At 59.1% G+C, this 20,070-nt stretch carries 26 protein-coding genes and 1 tRNA gene; 13 read left to right on the top strand and 14 right to left on the bottom strand.

The features are described 5' to 3' along the window. The first annotated feature begins 2 nt into the window (after window positions 1–2). The 8 genes from AC2FD8_RS08845 to AC2FD8_RS08810 all read left to right on the top strand — a co-directional run bounded on the left by AC2FD8_RS08845 (window position 3) and on the right by AC2FD8_RS08810 (window position 5,453). Window positions 3–296, top strand: a complete 294-nt coding sequence (locus AC2FD8_RS08845; protein WP_496855462.1) for a DUF1330 domain-containing protein — start codon at window positions 3–5, stop codon at window positions 294–296. 42 nt (window positions 297–338) lie between these two features. Next, a complete protein-coding gene (locus AC2FD8_RS08840; RefSeq protein WP_496855460.1) occupies window positions 339–788 on the top strand; it encodes a tellurite resistance TerB family protein in 450 nt (149 codons plus the stop codon). 20 nt (window positions 789–808) lie between these two features. Next, window positions 809–1,246: a tellurite resistance TerB family protein gene (locus tag AC2FD8_RS08835; protein ID WP_496855458.1), complete on the top strand. Its 438-nt coding sequence runs from the start codon at window positions 809–811 to the stop codon at window positions 1,244–1,246. A 5-nt stretch (window positions 1,247–1,251) separates the two neighbouring features. Next, on the top strand, window positions 1,252–1,995 hold the full coding sequence (locus tag AC2FD8_RS08830) for a phosphate/phosphite/phosphonate ABC transporter substrate-binding protein (RefSeq protein ID WP_496855781.1): 744 nt from the start codon (window positions 1,252–1,254) through the stop codon (window positions 1,993–1,995). A 110-nt stretch (window positions 1,996–2,105) separates the two neighbouring features. Continuing rightward, entirely contained in the window at window positions 2,106–2,897 is a 792-nt protein-coding gene (locus AC2FD8_RS08825; RefSeq protein ID WP_496855457.1) for an ABC transporter ATP-binding protein, read from the top strand. A 34-nt stretch (window positions 2,898–2,931) separates the two neighbouring features. Then, entirely contained in the window at window positions 2,932–3,681 is a 750-nt protein-coding gene (locus AC2FD8_RS08820; RefSeq protein ID WP_496855455.1) for a transporter substrate-binding domain-containing protein, read from the top strand. 81 nt (window positions 3,682–3,762) lie between these two features. Beyond that, a complete protein-coding gene (locus tag AC2FD8_RS08815; RefSeq protein ID WP_496855780.1) occupies window positions 3,763–4,650 on the top strand; it encodes an ABC transporter permease in 888 nt (295 codons plus the stop codon). Next, entirely contained in the window at window positions 4,647–5,453 is an 807-nt protein-coding gene (locus tag AC2FD8_RS08810) for an ABC transporter permease (RefSeq protein WP_496855454.1), read from the top strand. The genes AC2FD8_RS08815 and AC2FD8_RS08810 overlap by 4 nt, the downstream gene beginning before the upstream one ends. A gap of 91 nt (window positions 5,454–5,544) precedes the next feature. Here the strand turns inward: AC2FD8_RS08810 and AC2FD8_RS08805 are convergent. After that, a tRNA-His gene (locus AC2FD8_RS08805) sits at window positions 5,545–5,621 on the bottom strand. A gap of 47 nt (window positions 5,622–5,668) precedes the next feature. Further along, window positions 5,669–6,151 carry a GNAT family N-acetyltransferase gene (locus tag AC2FD8_RS08800; protein WP_496855452.1) on the bottom strand — a complete coding sequence of 161 codons (483 nt, stop codon included), beginning with the start codon at window positions 6,149–6,151 and terminating at the stop codon, window positions 5,669–5,671. Window positions 6,152–6,229: 78 nt separating this feature from the next. Between AC2FD8_RS08800 and AC2FD8_RS08795 the strand changes: the two genes are divergently transcribed. Continuing rightward, window positions 6,230–6,418, top strand: a complete 189-nt coding sequence (locus AC2FD8_RS08795) for a DUF6324 family protein (RefSeq protein ID WP_496855450.1) — start codon at window positions 6,230–6,232, stop codon at window positions 6,416–6,418. Window positions 6,419–6,424: 6 nt separating this feature from the next. Here AC2FD8_RS08795 and AC2FD8_RS08790 read toward each other — a convergent pair whose 3' ends face one another. The 6 genes from AC2FD8_RS08790 to AC2FD8_RS08765 form a co-directional block, all read right to left on the bottom strand. Next, window positions 6,425–6,856 carry an MmcB family DNA repair protein gene (locus tag AC2FD8_RS08790; RefSeq protein WP_496855449.1) on the bottom strand — a complete coding sequence of 144 codons (432 nt, stop codon included), beginning with the start codon at window positions 6,854–6,856 and terminating at the stop codon, window positions 6,425–6,427. A gap of 313 nt (window positions 6,857–7,169) precedes the next feature. Continuing rightward, entirely contained in the window at window positions 7,170–7,475 is a 306-nt protein-coding gene (locus tag AC2FD8_RS08785) for a hypothetical protein (protein WP_496855447.1), read from the bottom strand. Window positions 7,476–7,534: 59 nt separating this feature from the next. After that, entirely contained in the window at window positions 7,535–8,017 is a 483-nt protein-coding gene (nusB, locus tag AC2FD8_RS08780; RefSeq protein ID WP_496855445.1) for a transcription antitermination factor NusB, read from the bottom strand. Further along, window positions 8,014–8,565, bottom strand: a complete 552-nt coding sequence (locus tag AC2FD8_RS08775) for a 6,7-dimethyl-8-ribityllumazine synthase (protein ID WP_496855443.1) — start codon at window positions 8,563–8,565, stop codon at window positions 8,014–8,016. The genes nusB and AC2FD8_RS08775 overlap by 4 nt, the downstream gene beginning before the upstream one ends. A gap of 2 nt (window positions 8,566–8,567) precedes the next feature. Continuing rightward, window positions 8,568–9,689 (bottom strand): 3,4-dihydroxy-2-butanone-4-phosphate synthase, encoded by a 1,122-nt coding sequence (ribB, locus tag AC2FD8_RS08770; protein ID WP_496855441.1) that lies wholly within the window; start codon window positions 9,687–9,689, stop codon window positions 8,568–8,570. Window positions 9,690–9,798: 109 nt separating this feature from the next. Continuing rightward, entirely contained in the window at window positions 9,799–10,386 is a 588-nt protein-coding gene (locus tag AC2FD8_RS08765; RefSeq protein ID WP_496855439.1) for a riboflavin synthase, read from the bottom strand. Between the two features lie 140 nt (window positions 10,387–10,526). On the opposite strand from AC2FD8_RS08765, the gene AC2FD8_RS08760 reads away from it, so the two are divergent. The 3 genes from AC2FD8_RS08760 to AC2FD8_RS08750 all read left to right on the top strand — a co-directional run bounded on the left by AC2FD8_RS08760 (window position 10,527) and on the right by AC2FD8_RS08750 (window position 15,045). Then, complete coding sequence (locus tag AC2FD8_RS08760; protein ID WP_496855437.1) at window positions 10,527–11,825, top strand: capsule polysaccharide biogenesis protein; 1,299 nt, start codon at window positions 10,527–10,529, stop codon at window positions 11,823–11,825. 136 nt (window positions 11,826–11,961) lie between these two features. Next, a complete protein-coding gene (locus AC2FD8_RS08755; protein ID WP_496855779.1) occupies window positions 11,962–13,038 on the top strand; it encodes a polysaccharide biosynthesis/export family protein in 1,077 nt (358 codons plus the stop codon). Between the two features lie 3 nt (window positions 13,039–13,041). Next, window positions 13,042–15,045, top strand: a complete 2,004-nt coding sequence (locus AC2FD8_RS08750; RefSeq protein ID WP_496855435.1) for a capsule polysaccharide biogenesis protein — start codon at window positions 13,042–13,044, stop codon at window positions 15,043–15,045. Here the strand turns inward: AC2FD8_RS08750 and ribD are convergent. The 6 genes from ribD to AC2FD8_RS08720 all read right to left on the bottom strand — a co-directional run bounded on the left by ribD (window position 15,042) and on the right by AC2FD8_RS08720 (window position 18,626). After that, entirely contained in the window at window positions 15,042–16,142 is a 1,101-nt protein-coding gene (gene ribD / locus AC2FD8_RS08745; protein ID WP_496855433.1) for a bifunctional diaminohydroxyphosphoribosylaminopyrimidine deaminase/5-amino-6-(5-phosphoribosylamino)uracil reductase RibD, read from the bottom strand. The genes AC2FD8_RS08750 and ribD overlap by 4 nt on opposite strands. Beyond that, entirely contained in the window at window positions 16,139–16,609 is a 471-nt protein-coding gene (gene nrdR / locus AC2FD8_RS08740) for a transcriptional regulator NrdR (RefSeq protein WP_496855431.1), read from the bottom strand. The genes ribD and nrdR overlap by 4 nt, the downstream gene beginning before the upstream one ends. A 118-nt stretch (window positions 16,610–16,727) precedes the next feature. Beyond that, entirely contained in the window at window positions 16,728–17,141 is a 414-nt protein-coding gene (locus AC2FD8_RS08735; RefSeq protein ID WP_496855429.1) for a secondary thiamine-phosphate synthase enzyme YjbQ, read from the bottom strand. An 18-nt stretch (window positions 17,142–17,159) separates the two neighbouring features. Then, window positions 17,160–17,564, bottom strand: coding sequence for a hypothetical protein (locus AC2FD8_RS08730; RefSeq protein WP_496855427.1), 405 nt, complete (start codon window positions 17,562–17,564; stop codon window positions 17,160–17,162). A 76-nt stretch (window positions 17,565–17,640) separates the two neighbouring features. Continuing rightward, window positions 17,641–18,186 carry a DUF4166 domain-containing protein gene (locus AC2FD8_RS08725; RefSeq protein ID WP_496855425.1) on the bottom strand — a complete coding sequence of 182 codons (546 nt, stop codon included), beginning with the start codon at window positions 18,184–18,186 and terminating at the stop codon, window positions 17,641–17,643. Further along, on the bottom strand, window positions 18,183–18,626 hold the full coding sequence (locus AC2FD8_RS08720; protein WP_496855423.1) for a thiol-disulfide oxidoreductase DCC family protein: 444 nt from the start codon (window positions 18,624–18,626) through the stop codon (window positions 18,183–18,185). The genes AC2FD8_RS08725 and AC2FD8_RS08720 overlap by 4 nt, the downstream gene beginning before the upstream one ends. Window positions 18,627–18,911: 285 nt before the next feature. Here AC2FD8_RS08720 and AC2FD8_RS08715 point away from each other — a divergent pair, with 285 nt between their 5' ends. Next, window positions 18,912–19,952: a helix-turn-helix domain-containing protein gene (locus AC2FD8_RS08715; RefSeq protein WP_496855421.1), complete on the top strand. Its 1,041-nt coding sequence runs from the start codon at window positions 18,912–18,914 to the stop codon at window positions 19,950–19,952. Window positions 19,953–20,070: the final 118 nt, after the last annotated feature.

Here is a 20,070-nt window from a genome sequence, read left to right as displayed (position 1 = left end):
GCATGAGCAAGGGCTACTGGGTGGCCCATGTCGATGTCGACGACATGGAGGCATACAAGACCTACATTGCAGCGAACGCCGAACCGTTCTCGGCCTATGGTGCCCGCTTTCTGGTGCGCGGCGGATCGCGTGAAGTCAAAGAAGGCGCGGCGCGGTCAAGAACGGTCGTGATCGAGTTTCCCAGCTACGAACAGGCCCTCGCCTGCTACGAAAGCGAGGGCTACCAAAAAGCCAAAGCGCTGCGCGATCCTGTCTCGCTCGGCGATCTTGTGATCATTGAGGGCTATGACGGGTAGTCTCAGCTTGGCGCGCCACAAAATATGGATTAGATTGGCCTCATGTTGAAAAAACTCTTCCAAGCATTCCGACCGCCACAGACGGAACACCTGCCTGACCCCGACGCCGAACTGGCGCTGGGGGCGTTGATGGTGCGCGTTGCGCAGGCGGATCGGGACTACAAGCTGGAAGAGATCAGCCTGATTGATCGTATTCTCGCGCGTCTTTACCAGCACAACGCAATCGAAGCTGCCAAGGTTCGCGCCACCTGCGAGAAACTGCACGCAGCGGCGCCGGACACCGATACGTTCGGCAAGCTGATCCGCGAAACCACCAACCTGAACGAACGCCTCGCCGCGCTGGATGCTTTGTGGGAGGTGGTACTGGCCGACGGCGACTCGGACGAGGGTGAGATCAAGATCGTTGAAGAGGCCCGGATTGCGATGGGCCTCAGCTTCAATGACAGCAAATCCGCCCGTCAACGGGTGCAAAGCCGCTTGGAAGCTTCTTAACCTGCGTCTATATCTGTCTCATGTTTCGTGATTTTCTGTCCCGGCTGACACAGCCTGACCCTGACCCTCTGGCCGAAGATGACGCCCGACTGGCGCTGACGGCCCTTTTGGTGCGCATCGCCCGGTCCGACAATGACTATGCCGACTCGGAAATGGCCCGAATCGACAAGGTCTCGGTCGAACGCTATGGCCTGTCGCCTTTCGAGGCCGCAGGCCTGCGCGCCCGCGCCGAAGACCTAGAAGCCGAGGCCCCAGACACCGTCCGCTTCACCCGCGCGATCAAAGAGGCCGTCGCCTACGAGGATCGGCTGGCCGTTGTACAGGCCATGTGGTCTGTTGCACTGGCGGATGGGCACCGGACCGGCGAAGAGGATTCGCTGCTGCGCCTCGTGGTCAGCCTGCTGGGTGTCAGCGATGTAGATTCGGCCCTCGCCCGTCAGAAGGCTGCCAAAGCGTGACAGCGATGCTGGGCATGTATGACATGCCCGCCCTGCGCGCCTGCAATGATCGCTTCTGGGATCTGATCCGGTCGCATTTGAGGTTCGGCCCCGCCAGCCTGGACCGGTCCCTCGATTTTTGGGATATCTGGCGCGATCCCGATCTGATCTTTGCCCAAACCTGCGGCATGCCTTACCGAACGCAGCTTCATGGCGCAGTGCAACTGGTCGGTACGCCGGACTATGGTCTACCGGGATGTCCAAAGGGTTACTACAGGTCTGTTTTCATCGCCCGTGCCGATGATCCGCGCAGTCTGGCAGAGCTGACGGATGGGGTATTCGCCTATAACGAAGCCCTGTCTCAATCCGGCTGGTCTGCACCGGTTACGCATTTGTCCAAATTGGGGCTTGCACCGAAAAACCTGTGGCAAACCGGAGCGCACGCCAACTCTGCGCAGGCAGTGGCCGAGGGTGCGAGTGATTTTGCCGCGCTCGACGCGCTGACCTGGGAGCTTCTCAAGGCGCATACCGATCTGGGAGACGCATTGCGCGACGTTGCCGAAACGGAACCGACCCCCGGGCTGCCCTATATCACGTCGAAATCACAGGATGCACTTCGGATCGCACGCGCGGTTCAGACCGCCATTGATGATCTGACGGATGAGGATCGAGGAAAGCTTCGCATCCGTGGGCTGATCGATATTCCTGCGCGCGCATACCTCGCCGTTCCAACCGCACCTTCACCCAACGCATTGCTGCACAAGTGTTGACCAATTTGATCACAACCTTTGGTCAATTTGGGTGATTCCAGGTTCGATTCTGTCTTTTGCGCATTGCATTGCGCCGAATTTTCCGTCCTATTACCCCACCAATACCAATCATGACTGGAGTTTCCGTGACAGATTCCTCTGCCGTAATCGAGATCAAGGACCTTCACAAAAGCTTCGGTAATCTCGAGGTGCTCAAGGGTGTGGACATAACCGCGAAACGCGGTGATGTGGTCACGCTCATCGGCTCCTCTGGCTCGGGTAAATCCACCTTGCTGCGGTGCTGCAACCTGCTGGAAGATAGCCAGCAGGGTGAAATCACCTTCAAGGGTGAACCGGTCAAATGGAACGGTTCGGGCAGCGCCCGCCGCCCCGCCGACCCCAAACAGGTCCTGCGCATTCGCACGAACCTGTCGATGGTGTTCCAGCAATTCAATCTGTGGGCGCATATGACCATTTTGCAAAATGTCATGGAGGCCCCGGTAACCGTTTTGGGCCGTGACAGGGCCGAAGTGGAAGACAGCGCGCGCAAATACCTAGAGAAAGTCGGCATCGGCGACAAATGCGATGTCTACCCTGCACAACTGTCCGGTGGTCAGCAACAGCGCGCCGCCATCGCGCGCGGTCTGTGCATGGAACCCGAAGCACTGCTGTTCGACGAGCCCACTTCGGCGCTCGACCCCGAGTTGGAGCAGGAAGTGATCAAGGTGATCAAGGATCTCGCCGCCGAGGGTCGGACGATGATCATCGTGACCCATGACATGAAGATGGCCGCCGATATCTCAAGCCACGTGGTGTTCCTGCATCAGGGCCGGATCGAAGAGGAAGGCACCGCAGAAGATATCTTTACCGCACCCGAATCCGAACGGCTTCGGGGCTTTCTTTCCGCCACTCAGGCGGCATAAGTTTCAAAAACAGAACCAAACTGGGGAGTAACCAATGAAAAACCTGATTCTGTCTACCGCAGCACTGGCGCTGACTGCCGGTATCGCAATGGCCGAGACTGTCCGCATGGGCACCGAGGGCGCCTACCCTCCGTACAACTTCATCAATGACGCCGGCGAAATCGACGGTTTCGAGCGTGAAGTGGGTGATGAGCTGTGCAAACGCGCAAACCTGGAATGCGAGTGGGTCAAGAACGACTGGGACTCGATCATTCCAAACCTGGTCTCGGGTAACTACGACACCATCATCGCAGGCATGTCGATCACCGACGAACGCGATGAAGTTATTGATTTCACTCAAAACTACTTCCCCCCCGCCGCGTCAGCCTATGTTGGCGCATCGGACGGTGTTGACGTAGGCGGCGGCATCGTTGCGGCTCAGACTGCAACCATTCAAGCGGGTCACGTTGCTGAATCCGGCGCGACTCTGGTCGAGTTCGCGACCCCAGAAGAAACCATCGCAGCCGTGCGCAACGGCGAAGCGGATGCCGTGTTTGCCGACAAGGATTTCCTTGTACCGATCGTCGAAGAATCGGGTGGTGAACTGGTATTCGTAGGGGATGACGTCGCTCTGGGCGGCGGTATCGGCCTGGGTATCCGTGAATCCGACGGCGAACTGCGCGGCAAGTTTGACGAAGCGATCACCTCGATGAAGGCGGATGGTTCGCTGAACGAACTGATCGTCAAATGGTTCGGCGAAGGCGTTCCGACCTACAACGCCGACGGATCTGTCGTCATCAACTGATCTGCACTAGAAGGTTCGGCGTCTTGAATGCGCCGAACCGGCCCCGGCCATGCGCCGGACAAGACGTTCGAAAGACGCCGTATGTTTTCCTATTGCGCTGATCCCGACACGCTGGGCACGTTCCGCTGGTTTTCGTGCTATTTGACCACCGGCGTGCATTGGTCGTTCTATCTGTCCTTCCTCAAGGTGCTCGGTCTGCTGGCGGTGACGGCACCTGTGGCCTTGGGGTTCGGATTTGCGGGGGCAATGTCCGCCCGGTCGCACATCGCGCCGCTTAGTTGGCTGGGCAAAGGATACATCGCCGTTGTGCGTGGTGTCCCGGACATCGCCTTTTTCCTGTTCTTCGTCATCGCTCTGGATCAGGCCTTTGAGTGGACGCGCCATCAGGTCATGTGCCCCGAATGGACAGACCCGGTCCGTCAAGGCAATGACTTCATCGTTTGCCAGGCCGCCAAACTGCCCTTGGGAAGCGCCCCGGAATGGGTTCACGAAACCTATGGGTTCTTTCTGGCCGTTATTACCTTTTCCATCGTCTTTGGCGCGTTCGCAGCCAACGTTCTGTTTGGCGGTATGAGCGCGGTGCCGCATGCGCAGCTTGAAACGGCCGAGGCTTATGGCATGAGCCGCCGCCAGACCTTCTGGCGTATTCTGGTACCGCAGATGTGGGTCTACGCCCTGCCCGGTCTGTCGAACCTGTGGATGGTGCTGATCAAAGCCACCCCGCTGCTGTTCCTGCTGGGCATCGAAGACATCGTCTATTGGGCGCGCGAACTGGGCGGCACCAAGACGTCACGCTTTACCGACTACCCGCATGGCGACTGGCGTATGTGGTATTTCCTGTTCCTGCTGATCTTCTACCTTGGCATGACCCGCGTCTCGGAGATCGTGCTTGAGAAACTGATGCGCCGCCTGTCCCATGGTCAGGCCACATCCGGCGGAGAGCTGCTGCGCAAGGAGACGACGGCATGAGCTGCATCCAGACAATCCAGGATTACGCCCTGCGCTCTGTCGGGCTTGGCGAACGCTTGTTGCCGAAATCAGACTTTACCCTATGCGAACAGTTTACCCTCATCGGCTCGGGCATGATCTGGAATGTTTATTTCGGCATCATGGCCCTGGCGACTGGCTTCTTCCTCGCCACCGCGCTGGCCGTCGGCAAAGCATCTCCGAACAAATGGCTGCGCAAACCTTCGGAATGGTTCATCTTTCTGTTCAGGGGTTCCCCGCTGTTCATCCAGTTCTTCTTTGCCTATTTCTTCTTCCTGTCGCTGAAGAAGCCCTATCCGATGTTCGACGCCCTGACATCGGCGTGGCTGGGCGCATTGATCGTGTTGTTCCTCAATACAGCCGCCTATACGGGTGAGATCTTCTATGGCGCCCTCCGCTCGATCCCAAAGGGTGATATCGAGGCTGCGGATGCCTATGGCATGACCGGTTGGGCCCGCTTTCGCCGGATTGTCTGGCCGACCATGCTGCGACTGGCTTGGCCCGCCTATACCAACGAGGCGATCTTTCTGTTTCACGCAACAACGCTGGTCTTCTTCTCGGCCTTCCCTGCCTGGCAGCAGCGCGGAGACGCGCTCTATTACGCCAGCTATTTCGCAGACAAGACCTTCAACCCGTTCGTCCCCTATCCGATTCTGGCCTTCTATTTCATCCTGCTGACGCTGGTCATCATCTGGGGCTTTGGACTGGTCAACAAGCGATTGAACCGGCACCTACCCGCCGCACGGAAAAGCAAGATGAAGTTGCGGCTTAACCTGGCGCGCTGATCTCCAGTGCGTCTGAGCCTCGAAATCGAACACACTAAACCGTGCTATCAGCGCGGTTTTTTGTTCGAAACTTAGGTAGATCGAGGGGAAATGGTACCGCCTCCCTGGCTTGAACAGGGGACCTCTGGATCCACAATCCAGCGCTCTAACCAACTGAGCTAAGGCGGCACTTGTGAGGGGCGATTTACCGAACGCGCCACGGGAATGCAAGAGGATTAAAACCGAATTTTCCAGCTTTGTTCGACAAGATCGACACCAAAAGAACGCACCGGCTTGTTGTCCGCCAACTGCCATCCCGTTGACTTGTACAAGGCACAAGCGGCCTTGTGGCTTTCATGCGTCCAAAGCTGCATCTGCTGGTATCCTGCCTCCTTGGCAAAGCTCGTACAGGTGCCAAGAAGCCGTTTTCCCAGCCCCAGGCCGCGCGCCTCGGGCACCAAAAGGAACAGGCGCAGTTTTGCGGTCTGCGCGTCGAGTTTGACGCAAAAGATGCTCCCCAGTCTTTGGCCTTCTGCCTCGGCGATCCAGCCCCTCTCGTACAGGGGGTCATGATCGGCGACAAAGCCATCCAGAATACGCGCGACCAGAGGGGCGAAGCTGTCGTCAAACCCTTCATCGCGGGCGTAGAGCGTGCCGTGACGATCCACCAGCCACGGCGCATCCTGAGGCTGAAAAGGTCTGATGCTTACATTCTCCATACCGTATCAGAGCGTAAAGGCGGCTTGATTCTCAACCCCGCGCGCGCTAGCAGGAACGCTCAGTCCCCGGAGGCGAGTATGAGTATCAACACCGAACGCGACATTCAGGCCAACCTTCAGATCGGCCCCACTGATCAGGGTATGGTACGCCTGTTTATCGAGGCCGACGGCCTTGAGATTCCGATGGATTTCGATCCCGAGGAAGCCGAAGAGATCGCGGACGAGCTGCGCGCCGCCGCACAGGCTGCTCTGGCCGTCAAAGGCTGATCTGCGTCACAGCCGCGGGTCGCGTAGCACCTGCAATCGACGCGCGGCGTCTGTAGCGAATTTCTGGATCATCTTTTTGCGCCGGGCCGGAGGCAGCTTGTCCTCGGGCGCCATACGAATGATCTCGGCATCATAGGCATCAGCTATGATCAGGCCGGTTTCAGCGGGCAGCAGCTCGGTCGGGAAATCCGTGTCGACGGCCCAAAAGAACCGATCACACCACTCCAGATAGCCCTGCCATTTCGCGTCGGACTGAAAATCCGCCCGGCTGGACTTGCATTCGATTACCCAGATTTCACCCTTTGGCCCCAATCCGATCACGTCCACGCGCAACCCGCGGGCCGGCACAAATTCCTCGACCGAGACAAAGCCATGCGCTGTCAGGTGGCGCGCTACGCCACGCGCCAGTTTCTGTCCGGGTTGCATATCCAAGGTCATGCGAAGAATGTGAACAATTCGTGAACAAATGTAAAGTGGAACAGTTTGAAGCACTTGTCACGCACAAAGCACAGTCCGGTGCGGTACTGTGAAAAGTTAGACCTTGTAGAAAGCCCCATCCCGCCTTACCTAAGCCCGTGGCGGGTTCTGCCCTTCTTGTGACAGGTAGCATTCTGGTGGCCTTAAGCAATTCCGAGGGGGCTGGCTCTGTTCAGGTCCTGGCCTGATTACCTGGCGCCCACCTGTACATACAGGTCCTCGGGAATCAAACCGCACGGTTGACTGGTGGTCCCGCCACATTTTCCCCTGAAATTCAGCGCTCTGCGCGGGCTTCTTGCTTGGCCAATGCCGGCTTGAAGCTGTCAACCGCAGGCGAGCCGCGACGCGGGCCGCCGGGTTTTTCTGCCATGCTCATGATCTTGTAACCGAACTGGACACCGGCAAACACGATCCCGTTCATGAACCAGATCATCGCAAGGGCGACCAGACCGATTTCCGAGCTGGTGATCAAATGACGGAGGTTTGCAACGTTAAATGCCAGAAGCACCCCGACAAACACGGCCGAGATAACAAAACCCCAGGCGACTTGTGTGATATACAGGCGGATCAATTTGGGCATGGCGAACCTCATTGCGCTATGACATTCAATTTAGCGCATATCTGGTTCGGGTAAAGGCGTCAGAATGCCTCGGGCTGTGCCTCACGGGCCATGTGATCCAGCACGGCGTTGACGAATTTTGGCTCTTTGCCTTCAGGGAAGAAGGCGCGTGCAACATCAACGAACTCGGTGATGACCACTTTGGGCGGTGTATCGCTTTGCGTCAGTTCCGCGCCAGCAGCGCGGAACAGCGCCCGCAGGGTCGGGTCGATGCGTGCAATCGGCCACTTGGCGACCAGAGCACGGTCGGTCATCTGGTCAATCGGGGCCTGATAGTTCACCGCATTGTCGACCAACGACCGGAAGACTCTGATGTCGCCGTCCAGCATTTCTTCGCCCTCATAGACGGCGCCGAACCGGTGATCCAGAAACTCATTCACAACCGCTTCGGTCGTCTGCCCGGACTGTTCCATCTGGAACAGAGCCTGCACAGCATAAAGCCGGGCGGCGGATTTCATCAGGCGTTTCTGGTTGGCCGGTTTCGGCGCGTCTGTCTTGGTCATGCTGTCGTGGATCCGTTGCTGTCGCCCGCCACAAGGATGGACTCGGACGGCGGCTTGAAACCCACGCCCTTTTTGGAAGAGCCCCACTTACGGCTGAGCGCGATCAGATGCAAGGCCGCAGCGGCTGCTCCGCCGCCTTTATTCATCTTTTCGGGATTGGCACGGGCTTCGGCCTGATCGTCATTCTCGACCGTCAGGATTCCGTTACCGATGCACAGGCCCTGAAGGCCCATCAATTGGATGGCGCGACTAGAATCGTTGCAGACGGTCTCATAGTGCGTAGTCTCACCGCGAATGACGCAGCCCAGCGCGACATAGCCGTCGAAGTTGCACTGACGATCAGCCATAGCGATGGCGGTTGGGATTTCCAGCGCACCCGGAACCTCGACAACCTCACAAGTGCCGCCTGCCGCTTCGATCTCGGCCTTTGCACCTGCAATCAGGTTGTCGGCAATCGCACGGTAGAACGGGGCTGCAACGATCAGCAGCTTTACCGGTTTGTCGAAGCTGGGTGTCGGCAGAATGCCATGTTTGTCTTGTTCAGCCATGATCAGTCTTCCTTCAGGATCGGACGGGTGCCAACGATGGACAGCCCAAAGGCGTCCAGCCCCAGATAAACGGTTTCCGGCGAGTCGGTCAGCAGGACCAGCTCCTGCACGCCCAGTTTGGAGAGGATCTGAGACCCAAGCCCGGTTTGCTTGATCGTCCGAGGGCCTTCATCCTCAGCCGCGTAGAGAGAGTTGCGCGGCTGCCGGAACAGACAGACAACCCCCCGTCCCTCTTGCGCGATAATCTCCATCGCGCGCGGTAACTCGCGTGAGGATTTTGGGCCGAGGCCCAGAATATCCGGCGCTTCGTGCAGCGCATGGGTGCGGGTCAGAACAGGCTCGGGTGTGGTGATGTCGCCTTTGATCATGACGACGTGTTCGATCCCGTAAAGCTGATCGGTGAACAGGCGCATTTCCCATTCGCCACCATATTCAGATGCCACCGTCTGGCGCGAGGTTTCAACCACGAGGTTGTCGTTGCGCGAGCGATAGGTGATCAGGTCGCTGATCGTACCGATCTTCATGTCATGCTCTTTGGCGAATTCCACCAGATCGGGCAGACGCGCCATGGTGCCATCGGGCTTCATGATCTCGCAGATCACGCCTGAAGGGTTCAGCCCTGCCAGACGCGAGATATCCACCGCTGCCTCGGTATGGCCAGCGCGTACCAGCACCCCGCCCCGTTTTGCGCGCAAGGGAAAGACATGCCCCGGCGTCGCGATCTGTGCCATGGTGTTCTGTTCGTTGATCGCCGTTGCCACGGTCAGCGCGCGATCTGCGGCTGAAATGCCGGTCGAGACACCCTCACGCGCTTCGATCGACACCGTGAACGCGGTCTCATGCCGGGAAGAGTTGTTCACCGCCATCATCGGCAGCGCCAGCTCATCGACCCGTTCGGCCGTCATCGGCAGGCAGATCAACCCGCGCCCATGCGTTGCCATAAAGTTGATCGCCTCGGCATCGGCAAATTCTGCGGCAATGACCAGATCGCCTTCGTTTTCGCGATCTTCATGATCGACGAGGATGTACATACGACCCGCGCGGGCCTCTTCGATGATGTCCTCGATCGGGCTGATCGCGTCGCGCAGCTGGGCCTCGACCGGGCCAGGGGTTTCAAAGCTCATGGGGCAGCCTTTCACAAGAGCATTTCTGCAAGGCGGGATAGACCACCCCGCATCCAAAAGCCAGAGCACAAACGGCCTGAGCGTGCTAGAACGCGACGTATGCTAACGCTCAGGCGGTCTCGGCCAGGCGGGCGACGTAGCGGGCCAGCGTGTCGATTTCCAGATTAACCCGATCCCCTACGGCGACATCCCCCCAAGTCGTGGCCTCTTTGGTGTGGGGGATGAAGTTGATGCCGAAATCGCATCCCTCCACATCATTCACGGTCAGCGATGTCCCGTTCAATGCAACCGATCCTTTGGGCGCGATGAAACGTGCCAAATCCTTGGGCGCGCGCAAGGTGACACGGGTGCTGTCGCCTTCGTCATGCAAATCGACAACCTCGGCGACACCGTCCACATGGCCTGACACGATATGACCGCCCAGTTCGTCGCCTACTTTCAGCGCCCGTTCAAGGTTGACGCGCTTGCCCAATGTCCAGCTGCTCAGGTTGGTTTTCGAAACGGTCTCGGCGCTGATCTGAACGTCATACCAGTCATCACCCAGCGCGATCACGGTCAGACAGACACCATCGCTGGCAATTGACGCGCCAATATCAATCGAGGCCGTGTCATAGCCCGTCTGAATGCGCGCGCGCAGGTCGCCTTGCTGGTCCAGCTCGGTCACTGTTCCGATATCGGTCACGATTCCTGTAAACATTCCGTCAACCCTCGCGTTCTACCCTGTCTCAAACTATCAGGGCCGAGGTAAGCTGATCCGCGCTGTCCGGCAAGCCCAACCTTGCCGAGAAATCCACAGACAGGCATAGTTTCGACAAGAATAATGGCTAAATCGCGCAGATGCACCACGCTGACTATCACTCCGACCCTCGGGTCTTTCTGTTCCTGCAAGGACCGCATGGCCCGTTTTTCAACGCATTGGGCAGGATGCTGCGGGCCTCGGGGGCGCAGACATGGCGTGTTGGCTTCAACGCGGGCGATCAGGCGTTCTGGTGCGACAGGAAAAGCTACATCCCCTATCGCGACCCACCCGAACACTGGCCCGAGGTGCTGCAAGCGCTGATCGCCGAAAAACAAGTAACAGACATCGTTCTATACGGTGACACCCGCCCGATTCACGCCAACGCCGTCAGGATTGCAAAGGCGCAAGGTATCACCGTACATGTGTTCGAAGAAGGTTACCTGCGCCCATGGTGGGTCACCTATGAGCGTGACGGCTCGAACGGCAACTCGCGGCTGATGTCTCTGGATCTGAACCAGATGGCGCAGGCACTGTCGCATTCGGGTGGGCATGCGCCACCGCCGCCGTCCCATTGGGGCGACATGCGACAACACATCTTCTACGGCGCGCTGTATCACTGGTTCGTACTGTTTCTGAACGGGCGGTACCGCAATTTCAAACCGCATCGCGCGCTGCCGGTCTCGAAAGAGTTTCGCCTGTATTTCAAACGTCTTATGCGGATGCCCTTACACCGACTGCAACGCAGTCTGGCCACGATGCGAGTACGTAGCGGGGCCTTTCCCTATCACCTTGTGCTGTTGCAACTGGGGCATGACAGCTCGGTCCAGTCGCATTCGAACTATTCGGGGATGTGCGCTTTTGTTGACCAGATGATCGAAGGATTCGCCAAAGGTGCCCCTGCTCATCATCATCTGGTCATCAAGGAACACCCGCTTGAGAACCACCGCGAGCCCCTGCGCCGCCGCGTCCGTGAAAGGGCGCGCAATTTTGCGATCGAACACAGGGTTCATTACATCCCCGGCGGCAAACTTGCGAGACTACTGGATGACGCCAGCTCGGCTGTGACCATCAACTCGACCGCCGGGCAGCAGGTGCTATGGCGCGGCATCCCTTTGCGGATTTTTGGTCGTGCGGTCTATGACAAGCCGGAACTTGTGTCACAACAGGAGGTTAGCTGTTTCTTCGCCGCCCCTGAATTGCCCGATATTGAGGCCTACCAGCTCTATCGGCGGTTTCTGCTGGAAACCAGTCAGGTTCCGGGCGGCTACTATTCCCGGCGCGGACGTCGGCAATTGCTGCGCCGCGCTGTCGACATGATGCTCAGGGCCGATGACCCTTATCAGGCCGTGTTGTGCGACGACGCGACCCCAGAGCCACAGTTGAAGATCGTTGAGTAAACGCAGCGATCCTTTTCTGGAAGTTGCATTGGTAAAAGGTTAGTTTTCCTCAAAACAAGTAGAACTGAGGTTTTCGGCAGTGCATCGCTTTCCAATCCGTTGGGTACGGGGGGTCGCCCTTGTGACCTCGCTCGTCATGCTGAGTGCATGCCAATTGCCCAAATCGGGCCCCAACAAGAACGAGATTCTGGCGGGCTCTGTAAACAATGGCGGCAACGCCTTCGTCGTGGAAGTCGACGATCGCGTCGCAAGGGCCACATCATCCGTGCCTCAGTTCGGTTTCTCCTCGTCCTTTACCTCAGCCACATCACTGACAGCAGATACAGTGCGCCCTGGGGACGTTTTGGGCCTGACGATCTGGGAAAACGTCGATGATGGGTTGTTGGCTGGCGATGCGGGATCCTCGACTGCTTTGAACGAGGTGCAAGTTGACAGTGAAGGCTTCATTTTTGTCCCCTACGCAGGCCGTTTGCGCGCCGCAGGCAACACTCCGGAAGAGTTGCGCGGGCTAATCACGGACGAGTTGAAAGAACAAACCCCCGACCCTCAGGTCGAAGTACGCCGCCTCGCCGGGGACGGGTCCACCGTTTCGCTGAGCGGAACCGTCGGCGCGCCGGGCATCTACCCCATCGAACGCCCCACCCGAACACTGCTGGGCATGCTATCTCAGGCCGGAGGGGTCTCGGTTGAATCCGATATTGCGCTGGTCACCCTGATCCGGGGCGACCAACGCGGGACAGTCTGGTACAATGACCTGTTCCACAATCCCAAGCTGGACGTCGCCCTACGCGGCGGAGACCGCATTCTGGTCGAAGGCGACAGCCGCTCTTACATCGCGCTCGGCGCAACTGGCGGGCAATCGCGCGTGGCCTTCGACAGCCAGGACTTGTCCGCCCTTGAGGCACTGGCGCAGGTTGGCGGTCTTGTATCCGTTTTGTCAGATCCAACAGGTATCTTCGTGCTGCGCCGCGAACGCCAGGACATCGCCCGTCAGGTGATGGGGCGCCCGGATTTGCAGGGCGATCAGCGCATGATCTATCTGCTGAACCTGACCGCGCCCAATGGCCTGTTCATCGCGCGCGATTTCGTGATCCGTGACGATGACACGATCTACGTGACCGAGGCACCGTATGCTCAGTGGACCAAGTCGATCTCGCTAATCGCCGGGGGCCTGACTCCAGTCGCGAATGTCGCCACCCTGACCGGCAACTAAACCATGACCCAAGGGGACCCCAGCGCAACTGGCGCGGCGCGGTCCCGGGCATTTGTCTACAATGGCGGGTTTCTGACCAACCGGCGCATCCGGCGCATTCTGTCCCTTTCGGGATATGACATCCGGCTGGGCCTGCCCCGCCCCGAGGACACCGTCGCCATCTGGGGCAACAGCCCCACCGCCCATCGTGGACGGCGCATCGCTCAGGACCGGGGCACCTCTTTGCTGCGGGTCGAGGACGCCTTTCTACGATCTCTCCATCCCGGACGCGCGGGCGAGCCGCCCTTGGGCCTGCTTCTGGATCGGTCGGGCCTGCACTTTGACCCCAACCAACCGTCGGATCTGGAAACGCTTCTGGCGACACATCCACTGGATGACACCGCGCTTCTGAACCGCGCGCGCGGCGCGATTGAGCGCCTGAAAGAATTGAACCTCAGCAAGTATTCCGCTTTCGACCCCGACATACCGATCCCTGACCCCGGCTACGTGCTGGTGATTGATCAGACAGTTGGTGACGCTTCGGTCACGGCCAGCGCAGGGGATCGCGCGCGGTTTCTTGAGATGCTGGTGATCGCACAGGAAGAAAACCCCGGATCGCCGGTTCTGATCAAGACCCATCCCGAAACACTGGCCGGTCACCGCACTGGGCACTACACCGAGCAGGACCTGTCGGACCGCGTTTCCTTCGTTGCAGAGAACATCAGCCCATGGCCGCTGCTGGACGGCGCGGTCAGTGTCTATACGCTGTCGTCGCAAATGGGGTTCGAGGCTATTCTCGCCGGTCACAAACCCCGCGTCTTCGGGCAGCCCTTCTATGCCGGATGGGGTTTGACACAGGATGAAAACCCCGTTCAACGCAGGCAACGCAATCTGACGCGCGCGCAGCTCTTTGCCGCCACCATGATGCTCTACCCCGTTTGGTATGATCCCTATCGCGACCAATTGTGTGAGCTGGAGGTCGTGCTGGATACGCTTGAGGCCCAGACCCGCGCGTGGCGGCAGGACCGTTTGGGGTGGACCGCATCGGGCATGCGGATGTGGAAGCGCCAGCACCTGCAGGCCATGTTCGGACAGCACCAGAAGATACGGTTCTCACCCTCGCCTCCGGCCCCCTCCACCCGCCCACACATGGTCTGGGCCAACCAATCCCGCGAGGCTGAGGGTGTCACCCGTATCGAGGATGGCTTTCTCCGCTCACGCGGGTTGGGGGCCGATCTTGTGCCTCCCCTGTCGCTGGTCACGGATGATCTGGGGATCTACTACGACCCGACCCAAACCAGCCGATTGGAAGAGTGGATATCCAAGCGCGAAACGCTGCGCCCGGATCAGGAGTACCGGGCCGAGCGGGTGATCTCGGCCATCCTGTCCAAGGGGTTGAGCAAATACAACACCGGCGGCGCTGCGCCAACTCTGCCCAAAGGGCACCGCATTCTGGTGCCGGGGCAGGTTGAGGATGACGCCTCCATCCTGCTGGGCACCAGCACCATCCGCACCAATCTCGACCTGCTGCGCGAGGTTCGGGCCGCCAATCCCGATGCTGTGGTGATTTACAAACCCCACCCGGATGTCGAGGCTGGCCTGCGCTCGGGCCGGATCGACGCCGAAGGGTTGGCGGATGTGATCGCGACTGAGACCGACCCATCCGCCTTGCTGTCCGAGGTGCAGGAGGTCTGGACCATGACCTCGCTTTTAGGGTTCGAGGCGCTGCTGCGCGGAATTCCGGTCACCACTTTTGGCGCGCCGTTCTATGCCGGTTGGGGCCTGACGACAGACTTGGGCAGTGTCCCGGCCCGTCGCGGCGCGCGTCCGTCCCTGCTGGGTTTGGCACATGCCACCCTGATCGACTATCCCCGCTATCTGGACCCGGTGACCGGCGCGTCCTGCCCCGTGGAGGTCGCCATTGAACAGCTGGCCCAAGGGCAGCCCCCCAAACGCGGGGCGCTGAATCGCGCCTTGTCAAAGCTACAGGGTGCTTTTTCCACCCATGCCCATCTCTGGCGACGCTAATGCGTTGTGCGGGCCCAACGGTGCAATACGTCGCCACCGACCGGGCGCGCCTCGATCAACTCAAACCGAGGGGCACTATCCAGTTTTTCCAGCCCCAATGCGCCAATCGCCGAAAGACCCTCGGCGCCGATGGTCAAACCGGCGGTGAAACCGACTAGCTCATCGACCAGATCCTGCGCCAGCAACGACGCCGCCAAAGCCGAACCGCCTTCGCAGAAGATACTTGTCAGACCTTCCTGACCCAATTGTAGCAACAGGTCGCGCGCATCAATCTGATGATCGCGCAATGCACAGGGCAATAACCGCGCGCCCAACCCCTCCCACGTGCGGGCGCGCTCGGCGTCAGGGTGCGGGCCATGACACAGCCAGACTGGTATTTTCGAGGCCGTGCGTGCCAGTTGTCCCATTAAGGGCAGATCCAGATGGCGCGAGACGACCACACGTACCGGTTGGCGCTCTATCCCCAGATCCCGAACCGTCAGCGAGGGGTCATCCGCGCGCGCTGTGCCAGCCCCAACCATGACGGCATCGTGTCGGGCGCGCATCGCGTGAACTTCGCGTCGGGCGGTCGGGCCGGTGATCCACTGGCTATGACCGGAGGACGTGGCAATACGCCCGTCAAAACTGTTGGCCAGTTTCAACGTCACAAATGGACGTCCTTGTTCGGTTTTCAGAAAGAACCCGGCCAGATCACGCTCTGCCTCTTGCGCCAACACGCCGGTTTCAACCTCAATCCCGGCCTCGCGCAGCATGGCAAAGCCCTGCCCAGAGACCCGAGGATCACTATCTTCAATCGCCGCAACAACGCGGGCCACACCCGCGGCGATCAACGCCTCGGCGCAAGGGGGTGTCTTGCCGTAGTGGGCGCATGGCTCCAACGAGACATAGGCCGTGGCCCCTTGAGCCTGCGCGCCTGCTTGCGCCAAAGCCTCAGGCTCTGCGTGGGGTCGTCCGCCGGGTTGTGTCCACCCTCGGCCAACAATCCTGCCGTCACGCACGATCACGCACCCGACGGCCGGGTTGGGCCAGCACGCCCCTTGACCGCGCCGACCCAAAGACAAAGCCAGCGCCATAAATCGCTTATCTGTTTCGCTCACTCGTCCGTCGAAGGCTGCGGCGGGCGCAGTTCGTGGACAAACTCCTCGAAATCATCGGCCGCCTGGAAATTCTTGTACACACTCGCAAAGCGAACATAGGCGACGGTGTCGATCCGCGCCAGAGCTTCCATGACGATCTCACCAATTCTGCTGGACGGAATATCCGTGTCGCCCATGCTTTCCAGACGCCGCACGATGCCCGAGATCATCTGATCAATCCGTTCAGGATCAACCGGGCGTTTCTGCATTGAGATACGGATCGAGCGTTCCAGCTTGTCGCGATCGAAATCCTCGCGTTTTCCGTTGGTTTTGATCACCACGAGGTCGCGCAATTGAACCCGTTCATAGGTCGTGAAACGCCCCCCACAGGCCGGACAAAACCGACGTCGGCGTATTGCAACGTGATCCTCCGCCGGACGTGAATCTTTCACCTGAGTGTCGATATTTCCGCAAAACGGGCAGCGCATCCGCCGTCTCCTCGTCCCTAGCTGGCCTCTTTTGTAAGCACTTTGGCTTACTTATCCACAACTATAGGGCAGCCGCTAGGATTTGGGTAGTCGGAATTTTGCACCGCAAAATAAAGGGTCAGGTCAGATGTGCCGCGACCAGCCTTTGATGCGGGGCGCGGCGGTGTTCAAACAGGTAAATCCCCTGCCACGTGCCCAAAACCATACGCCCCTGACGGACAGGAATAGACAAGGACACCGGCATCATCGCCGCCTTGATATGGGCTGGCATGTCATCCGGCCCTTCATATGTGTGGCGCAGGTAAGACATCGAAGGATGATCGGACGGAGGCACCAGGCGCTCAAAAAACGCATGTAGGTCTGTCTGAACCTCGGGGTCCGCGTTTTCCTGCACCAGCAAAGAACAGGAGGTGTGCCTGACGAACAGCGTCAGGACACCATCCCGTTCAATTGGACCAAGCCAACCTGCAACCTGAGACGTGAATTCGTACAAGCCCGGCCCATCGGTCTGGAGCACGAATTCCGTCTGCATTGCTGGTCTACCCTGATCTCAATTGTCGAAGATTTGCCGACGACCGCACCGCGCGTTGGCACCCTGCACAGATATGCTGGAGCCGACGACGAAAGGACCGCGAACTCCGCTGGTTTGCGTTGGTGCGTCCGCTGCGGGCTGTTTCAGCGAAAACTGTACTGCTGTTCTACGCCCGGTTGTCACGCTGGGTCCATAGCTTCGCAGGACATAAATCGGATCTTTCCAACCTGCTCCAAGATCGCGCCGCGCGAAATCAGCCGCTGCGCACCAATACCCATCTGTATCATCGCGGATACGAGGGACAACTTCGAAATCCGAACCATTGATCGCGTTCGTCTGATATCCCAAACGGGCTGCATCGGCCGACAGCGGAGCGCTCAGGGCGAACACCGCCAGAGCTGCGCAATATTGTAACTGTTTCATCATACTCTTTCCTCACTTGCTGCCCCTTTTAGTTTAGAAGGCAACGCGCCTGCGAAAAGCGTGCCTCACAATCATTTCAGCCAACACGAGCCTTTCCGTGAAGCGGCGTGAGCCAGCCTTGGTAGCGGATCAGCAACCCCAAGCCGGGCATCGTGGCAGCCACGTCAAACCGAAAACGGCCCAATTCATCCTGCCACTCGGTCGTTGACGATTGCGGCAGTAAAACCCGAGGAAGCGGCACGCCAAAAACCGTCAGGCGATGGACTTGCACCTCTAGCCCCTGTTTCGACGCAACGGGCCTAAGCCAGATTGAAAGCGGCCCGAAACATTCGTGAACGTGCCCCGTTTTTGCATCAAACCTCAGCTCTGACGTCGTTTTGTGCCCCCTGAAATCCCGCAGCCAGCTGTAATTTCCGGCCTGCGCCCTGATCACCAGACGAACAGGCACATGCCGACCTGCAGGGGGAAATCCCCCTAGCTTGAGCGCAAGGCGAACCAGACTGCTCCGGCCACACTCGATATCGCATTCACCCACATATTCACCCGCTGTACAGTGCAAGTCACGGACGGTTTCGGGCAGGATACCAGAATCTTCCAACGCTTGAAGAAAAGGATCTGTCACGCGTCAAATCCCTGTTTGGCAAAGCGCGTGCGAATAGCCGCGTCCGGAATCATACAGGTATCGTAGCGCCCGAACAGAGCATAGCGATTACGGGCGACTGAGAAATACAGCGGGTCTTTCACAACGCGAGGCAGGAACCGCGCCAGCGAAAGAAACGACCACATCCCCGGCAGCGCGCGCATGGCCGCTGCGACGGCATCAAGCCGTTGAAACACCTTACCATCCAAAATCACGAGATTGCTCTCATAATCCGCAACAGGCAGGTCCAGCGCCCGGTACAGTCTTTGACCAAGTGGCGATTGCGCTGTTGCAAACTGAAAACGCCGGGCTTTGTCGCGTTTCAGCATAAAGCGGAAGAACCCGGAACACAGAACGCATTCTGCGTCAAAGACGATCAGGTTGCGCCCTTCGAACAGATCGGGTGTGTCAGTCCCAGCCATGGTGCCGCTGCCTATCCAAGCTTGCGCTTTCAGCGTGGCATAGGGCCAACGGGCAGACAATGCGACACGAAGGAGGGGGGTGTGCCGGGGAACCCGGAGACCGGCTGGTAGGACCGGCGGCGGCTCTGACCTCATCCCCAACAAGGCACTGACCCGGCAACAAAAAGGATATAGGCACGAACCGGTGCCCGGTCTTTTGACATACGGTCAAATCCATTCGAATTTCTGCCAGAAAAGCCCTATGCTGGACCCGCACCTGATCGAAAAAGGAAAGGCTTCGCTGCAATGGATGTGGATATCGACCGCCTTCATCTGCTGCGACGGGCGCTTGACGCGCGGTTGGGACATCCAAACACCGCGCTTACAGTGCTGAACCGCAGCGGACTTGGCGCGCAGGACCTGCCGGACGATGCCACCTCGTATTGCGCTCATAAAGAGGCGTTGTTTGTCCGCCATGCCTGCGATGCCCTGAACGATGTCACCTTTGCGGCCAGTGCCGGGCTTGGCGTCACGTCTTCTTCGACATTGACGGCCTATATCAGCAAACACTCCCGCGATCTGGAGCAGGTGATTGAAAACACGTCGCATTTCCACGACATGATTGATCCGGCCATTGCCTTCAACCTGCGCGTTTCGGGAAACTTCGCCGCGTTCGAGGCCCAGTGGAAAGATGCCAGCTTTGCCCGTTATCACCGCCGGACCGAGTTTTTGGTATTTGCCGCCCTCGCCCGGATGCGCAACCTGACACAGACCGGATTCCGCCCCATTGAAATACGGTTTCAACACGAGGTCGGGGATCACGCACAAGCCTTCCAGAAATTGGCGGGTTTTCCGGTTGTCTTCGGTTCTGAAAGCCTTGAAATCGTCCTGTCCTTGTCCTCGCTGAACCTGCCCGTCCCAACCTACGACCCCAGTCTGCGCGCCCACCTGCTGCAATACGCTGAGCGTGTTCTGGCCGAGCGTCGCCTGCCGCCGCAAAAGACCCGCGCCAAGGTCGACGGGCTGATCACCCGCTCACTGCCGGGCAAAATCCCCAGTGCGGACGAGGCCGCCGAGAAACTTGGCATGAGCGCCCGAACCTTTGCCCGCCGGCTGCAGAGCGAAGGCACCAGCTACCGCGACATCACCGAAGATCTGCGCTGCGATCTGGCCCAGACCTTTATCACCAATGGAATGAACCTGTCCGAGATCGCCTATTCTCTGGGCTATGCCGACCAATCCGCGTTTTCCACGGCGTTCAAACGTTGGACAGGTCAATCCCCCAGCGCCTTCAAAACGCGAGTCGAGCATCCGCTGACACATGGAAGCCGGGGGTCATCAGCTTAGCCGCCTCGCCCCGGCCCGCCCCATGAGTGGACCAGACGGATATAGAAACGGGCGTGCGGCACCACGTGTGAAGTCGCGCCAATGTGTTTGGATATTCTGCCAATGTGAACGGCTGTAG

This window comes from Ruegeria sp. YTSC192, from assembly GCF_059609705.1.
This window is presented reverse-complemented; position numbering and strand designations above follow the sequence as displayed.

Bases quoted from the DNA above. Each gene is read 5' to 3' on its own strand.
- AC2FD8_RS08845 (WP_496855462.1), top strand. From the start codon at position 3: ATGAGCAAGGGCTACTGGGTGGCCCATGTCGATGTCGACGACATGGAG.
- AC2FD8_RS08840 (WP_496855460.1), top strand. From the start codon at position 339: ATGTTGAAAAAACTCTTCCAAGCATTCCGACCGCCACAGACGGAACAC.
- AC2FD8_RS08835 (WP_496855458.1), top strand. From the start codon at position 809: ATGTTTCGTGATTTTCTGTCCCGGCTGACACAGCCTGACCCTGACCCT.
- AC2FD8_RS08830 (WP_496855781.1), top strand. From the start codon at position 1,252: ATGCTGGGCATGTATGACATGCCCGCCCTGCGCGCCTGCAATGATCGC.
- AC2FD8_RS08825 (WP_496855457.1), top strand. From the start codon at position 2,106: ATGACTGGAGTTTCCGTGACAGATTCCTCTGCCGTAATCGAGATCAAG.
- AC2FD8_RS08820 (WP_496855455.1), top strand. From the start codon at position 2,932: ATGAAAAACCTGATTCTGTCTACCGCAGCACTGGCGCTGACTGCCGGT.
- AC2FD8_RS08815 (WP_496855780.1), top strand. From the start codon at position 3,763: ATGTTTTCCTATTGCGCTGATCCCGACACGCTGGGCACGTTCCGCTGG.
- AC2FD8_RS08810 (WP_496855454.1), top strand. From the start codon at position 4,647: ATGAGCTGCATCCAGACAATCCAGGATTACGCCCTGCGCTCTGTCGGG.
- AC2FD8_RS08800 (WP_496855452.1), bottom strand. From the start codon at position 6,151: ATGGAGAATGTAAGCATCAGACCTTTTCAGCCTCAGGATGCGCCGTGG.
- AC2FD8_RS08795 (WP_496855450.1), top strand. From the start codon at position 6,230: ATGAGTATCAACACCGAACGCGACATTCAGGCCAACCTTCAGATCGGC.
- AC2FD8_RS08790 (WP_496855449.1), bottom strand. From the start codon at position 6,856: ATGACCTTGGATATGCAACCCGGACAGAAACTGGCGCGTGGCGTAGCG.
- AC2FD8_RS08785 (WP_496855447.1), bottom strand. From the start codon at position 7,475: ATGCCCAAATTGATCCGCCTGTATATCACACAAGTCGCCTGGGGTTTT.
- nusB (WP_496855445.1), bottom strand. From the start codon at position 8,017: ATGACCAAGACAGACGCGCCGAAACCGGCCAACCAGAAACGCCTGATG.
- AC2FD8_RS08775 (WP_496855443.1), bottom strand. From the start codon at position 8,565: ATGGCTGAACAAGACAAACATGGCATTCTGCCGACACCCAGCTTCGAC.
- ribB (WP_496855441.1), bottom strand. From the start codon at position 9,689: ATGAGCTTTGAAACCCCTGGCCCGGTCGAGGCCCAGCTGCGCGACGCG.
- AC2FD8_RS08765 (WP_496855439.1), bottom strand. From the start codon at position 10,386: ATGTTTACAGGAATCGTGACCGATATCGGAACAGTGACCGAGCTGGAC.
- AC2FD8_RS08760 (WP_496855437.1), top strand. From the start codon at position 10,527: ATGCACCACGCTGACTATCACTCCGACCCTCGGGTCTTTCTGTTCCTG.
- AC2FD8_RS08755 (WP_496855779.1), top strand. From the start codon at position 11,962: ATGCTGAGTGCATGCCAATTGCCCAAATCGGGCCCCAACAAGAACGAG.
- AC2FD8_RS08750 (WP_496855435.1), top strand. From the start codon at position 13,042: ATGACCCAAGGGGACCCCAGCGCAACTGGCGCGGCGCGGTCCCGGGCA.
- nrdR (WP_496855431.1), bottom strand. From the start codon at position 16,609: ATGCGCTGCCCGTTTTGCGGAAATATCGACACTCAGGTGAAAGATTCA.
- AC2FD8_RS08735 (WP_496855429.1), bottom strand. From the start codon at position 17,141: ATGCAGACGGAATTCGTGCTCCAGACCGATGGGCCGGGCTTGTACGAA.
- AC2FD8_RS08730 (WP_496855427.1), bottom strand. From the start codon at position 17,564: ATGAAACAGTTACAATATTGCGCAGCTCTGGCGGTGTTCGCCCTGAGC.
- AC2FD8_RS08720 (WP_496855423.1), bottom strand. From the start codon at position 18,626: ATGGCTGGGACTGACACACCCGATCTGTTCGAAGGGCGCAACCTGATC.
- AC2FD8_RS08715 (WP_496855421.1), top strand. From the start codon at position 18,912: ATGGATGTGGATATCGACCGCCTTCATCTGCTGCGACGGGCGCTTGAC.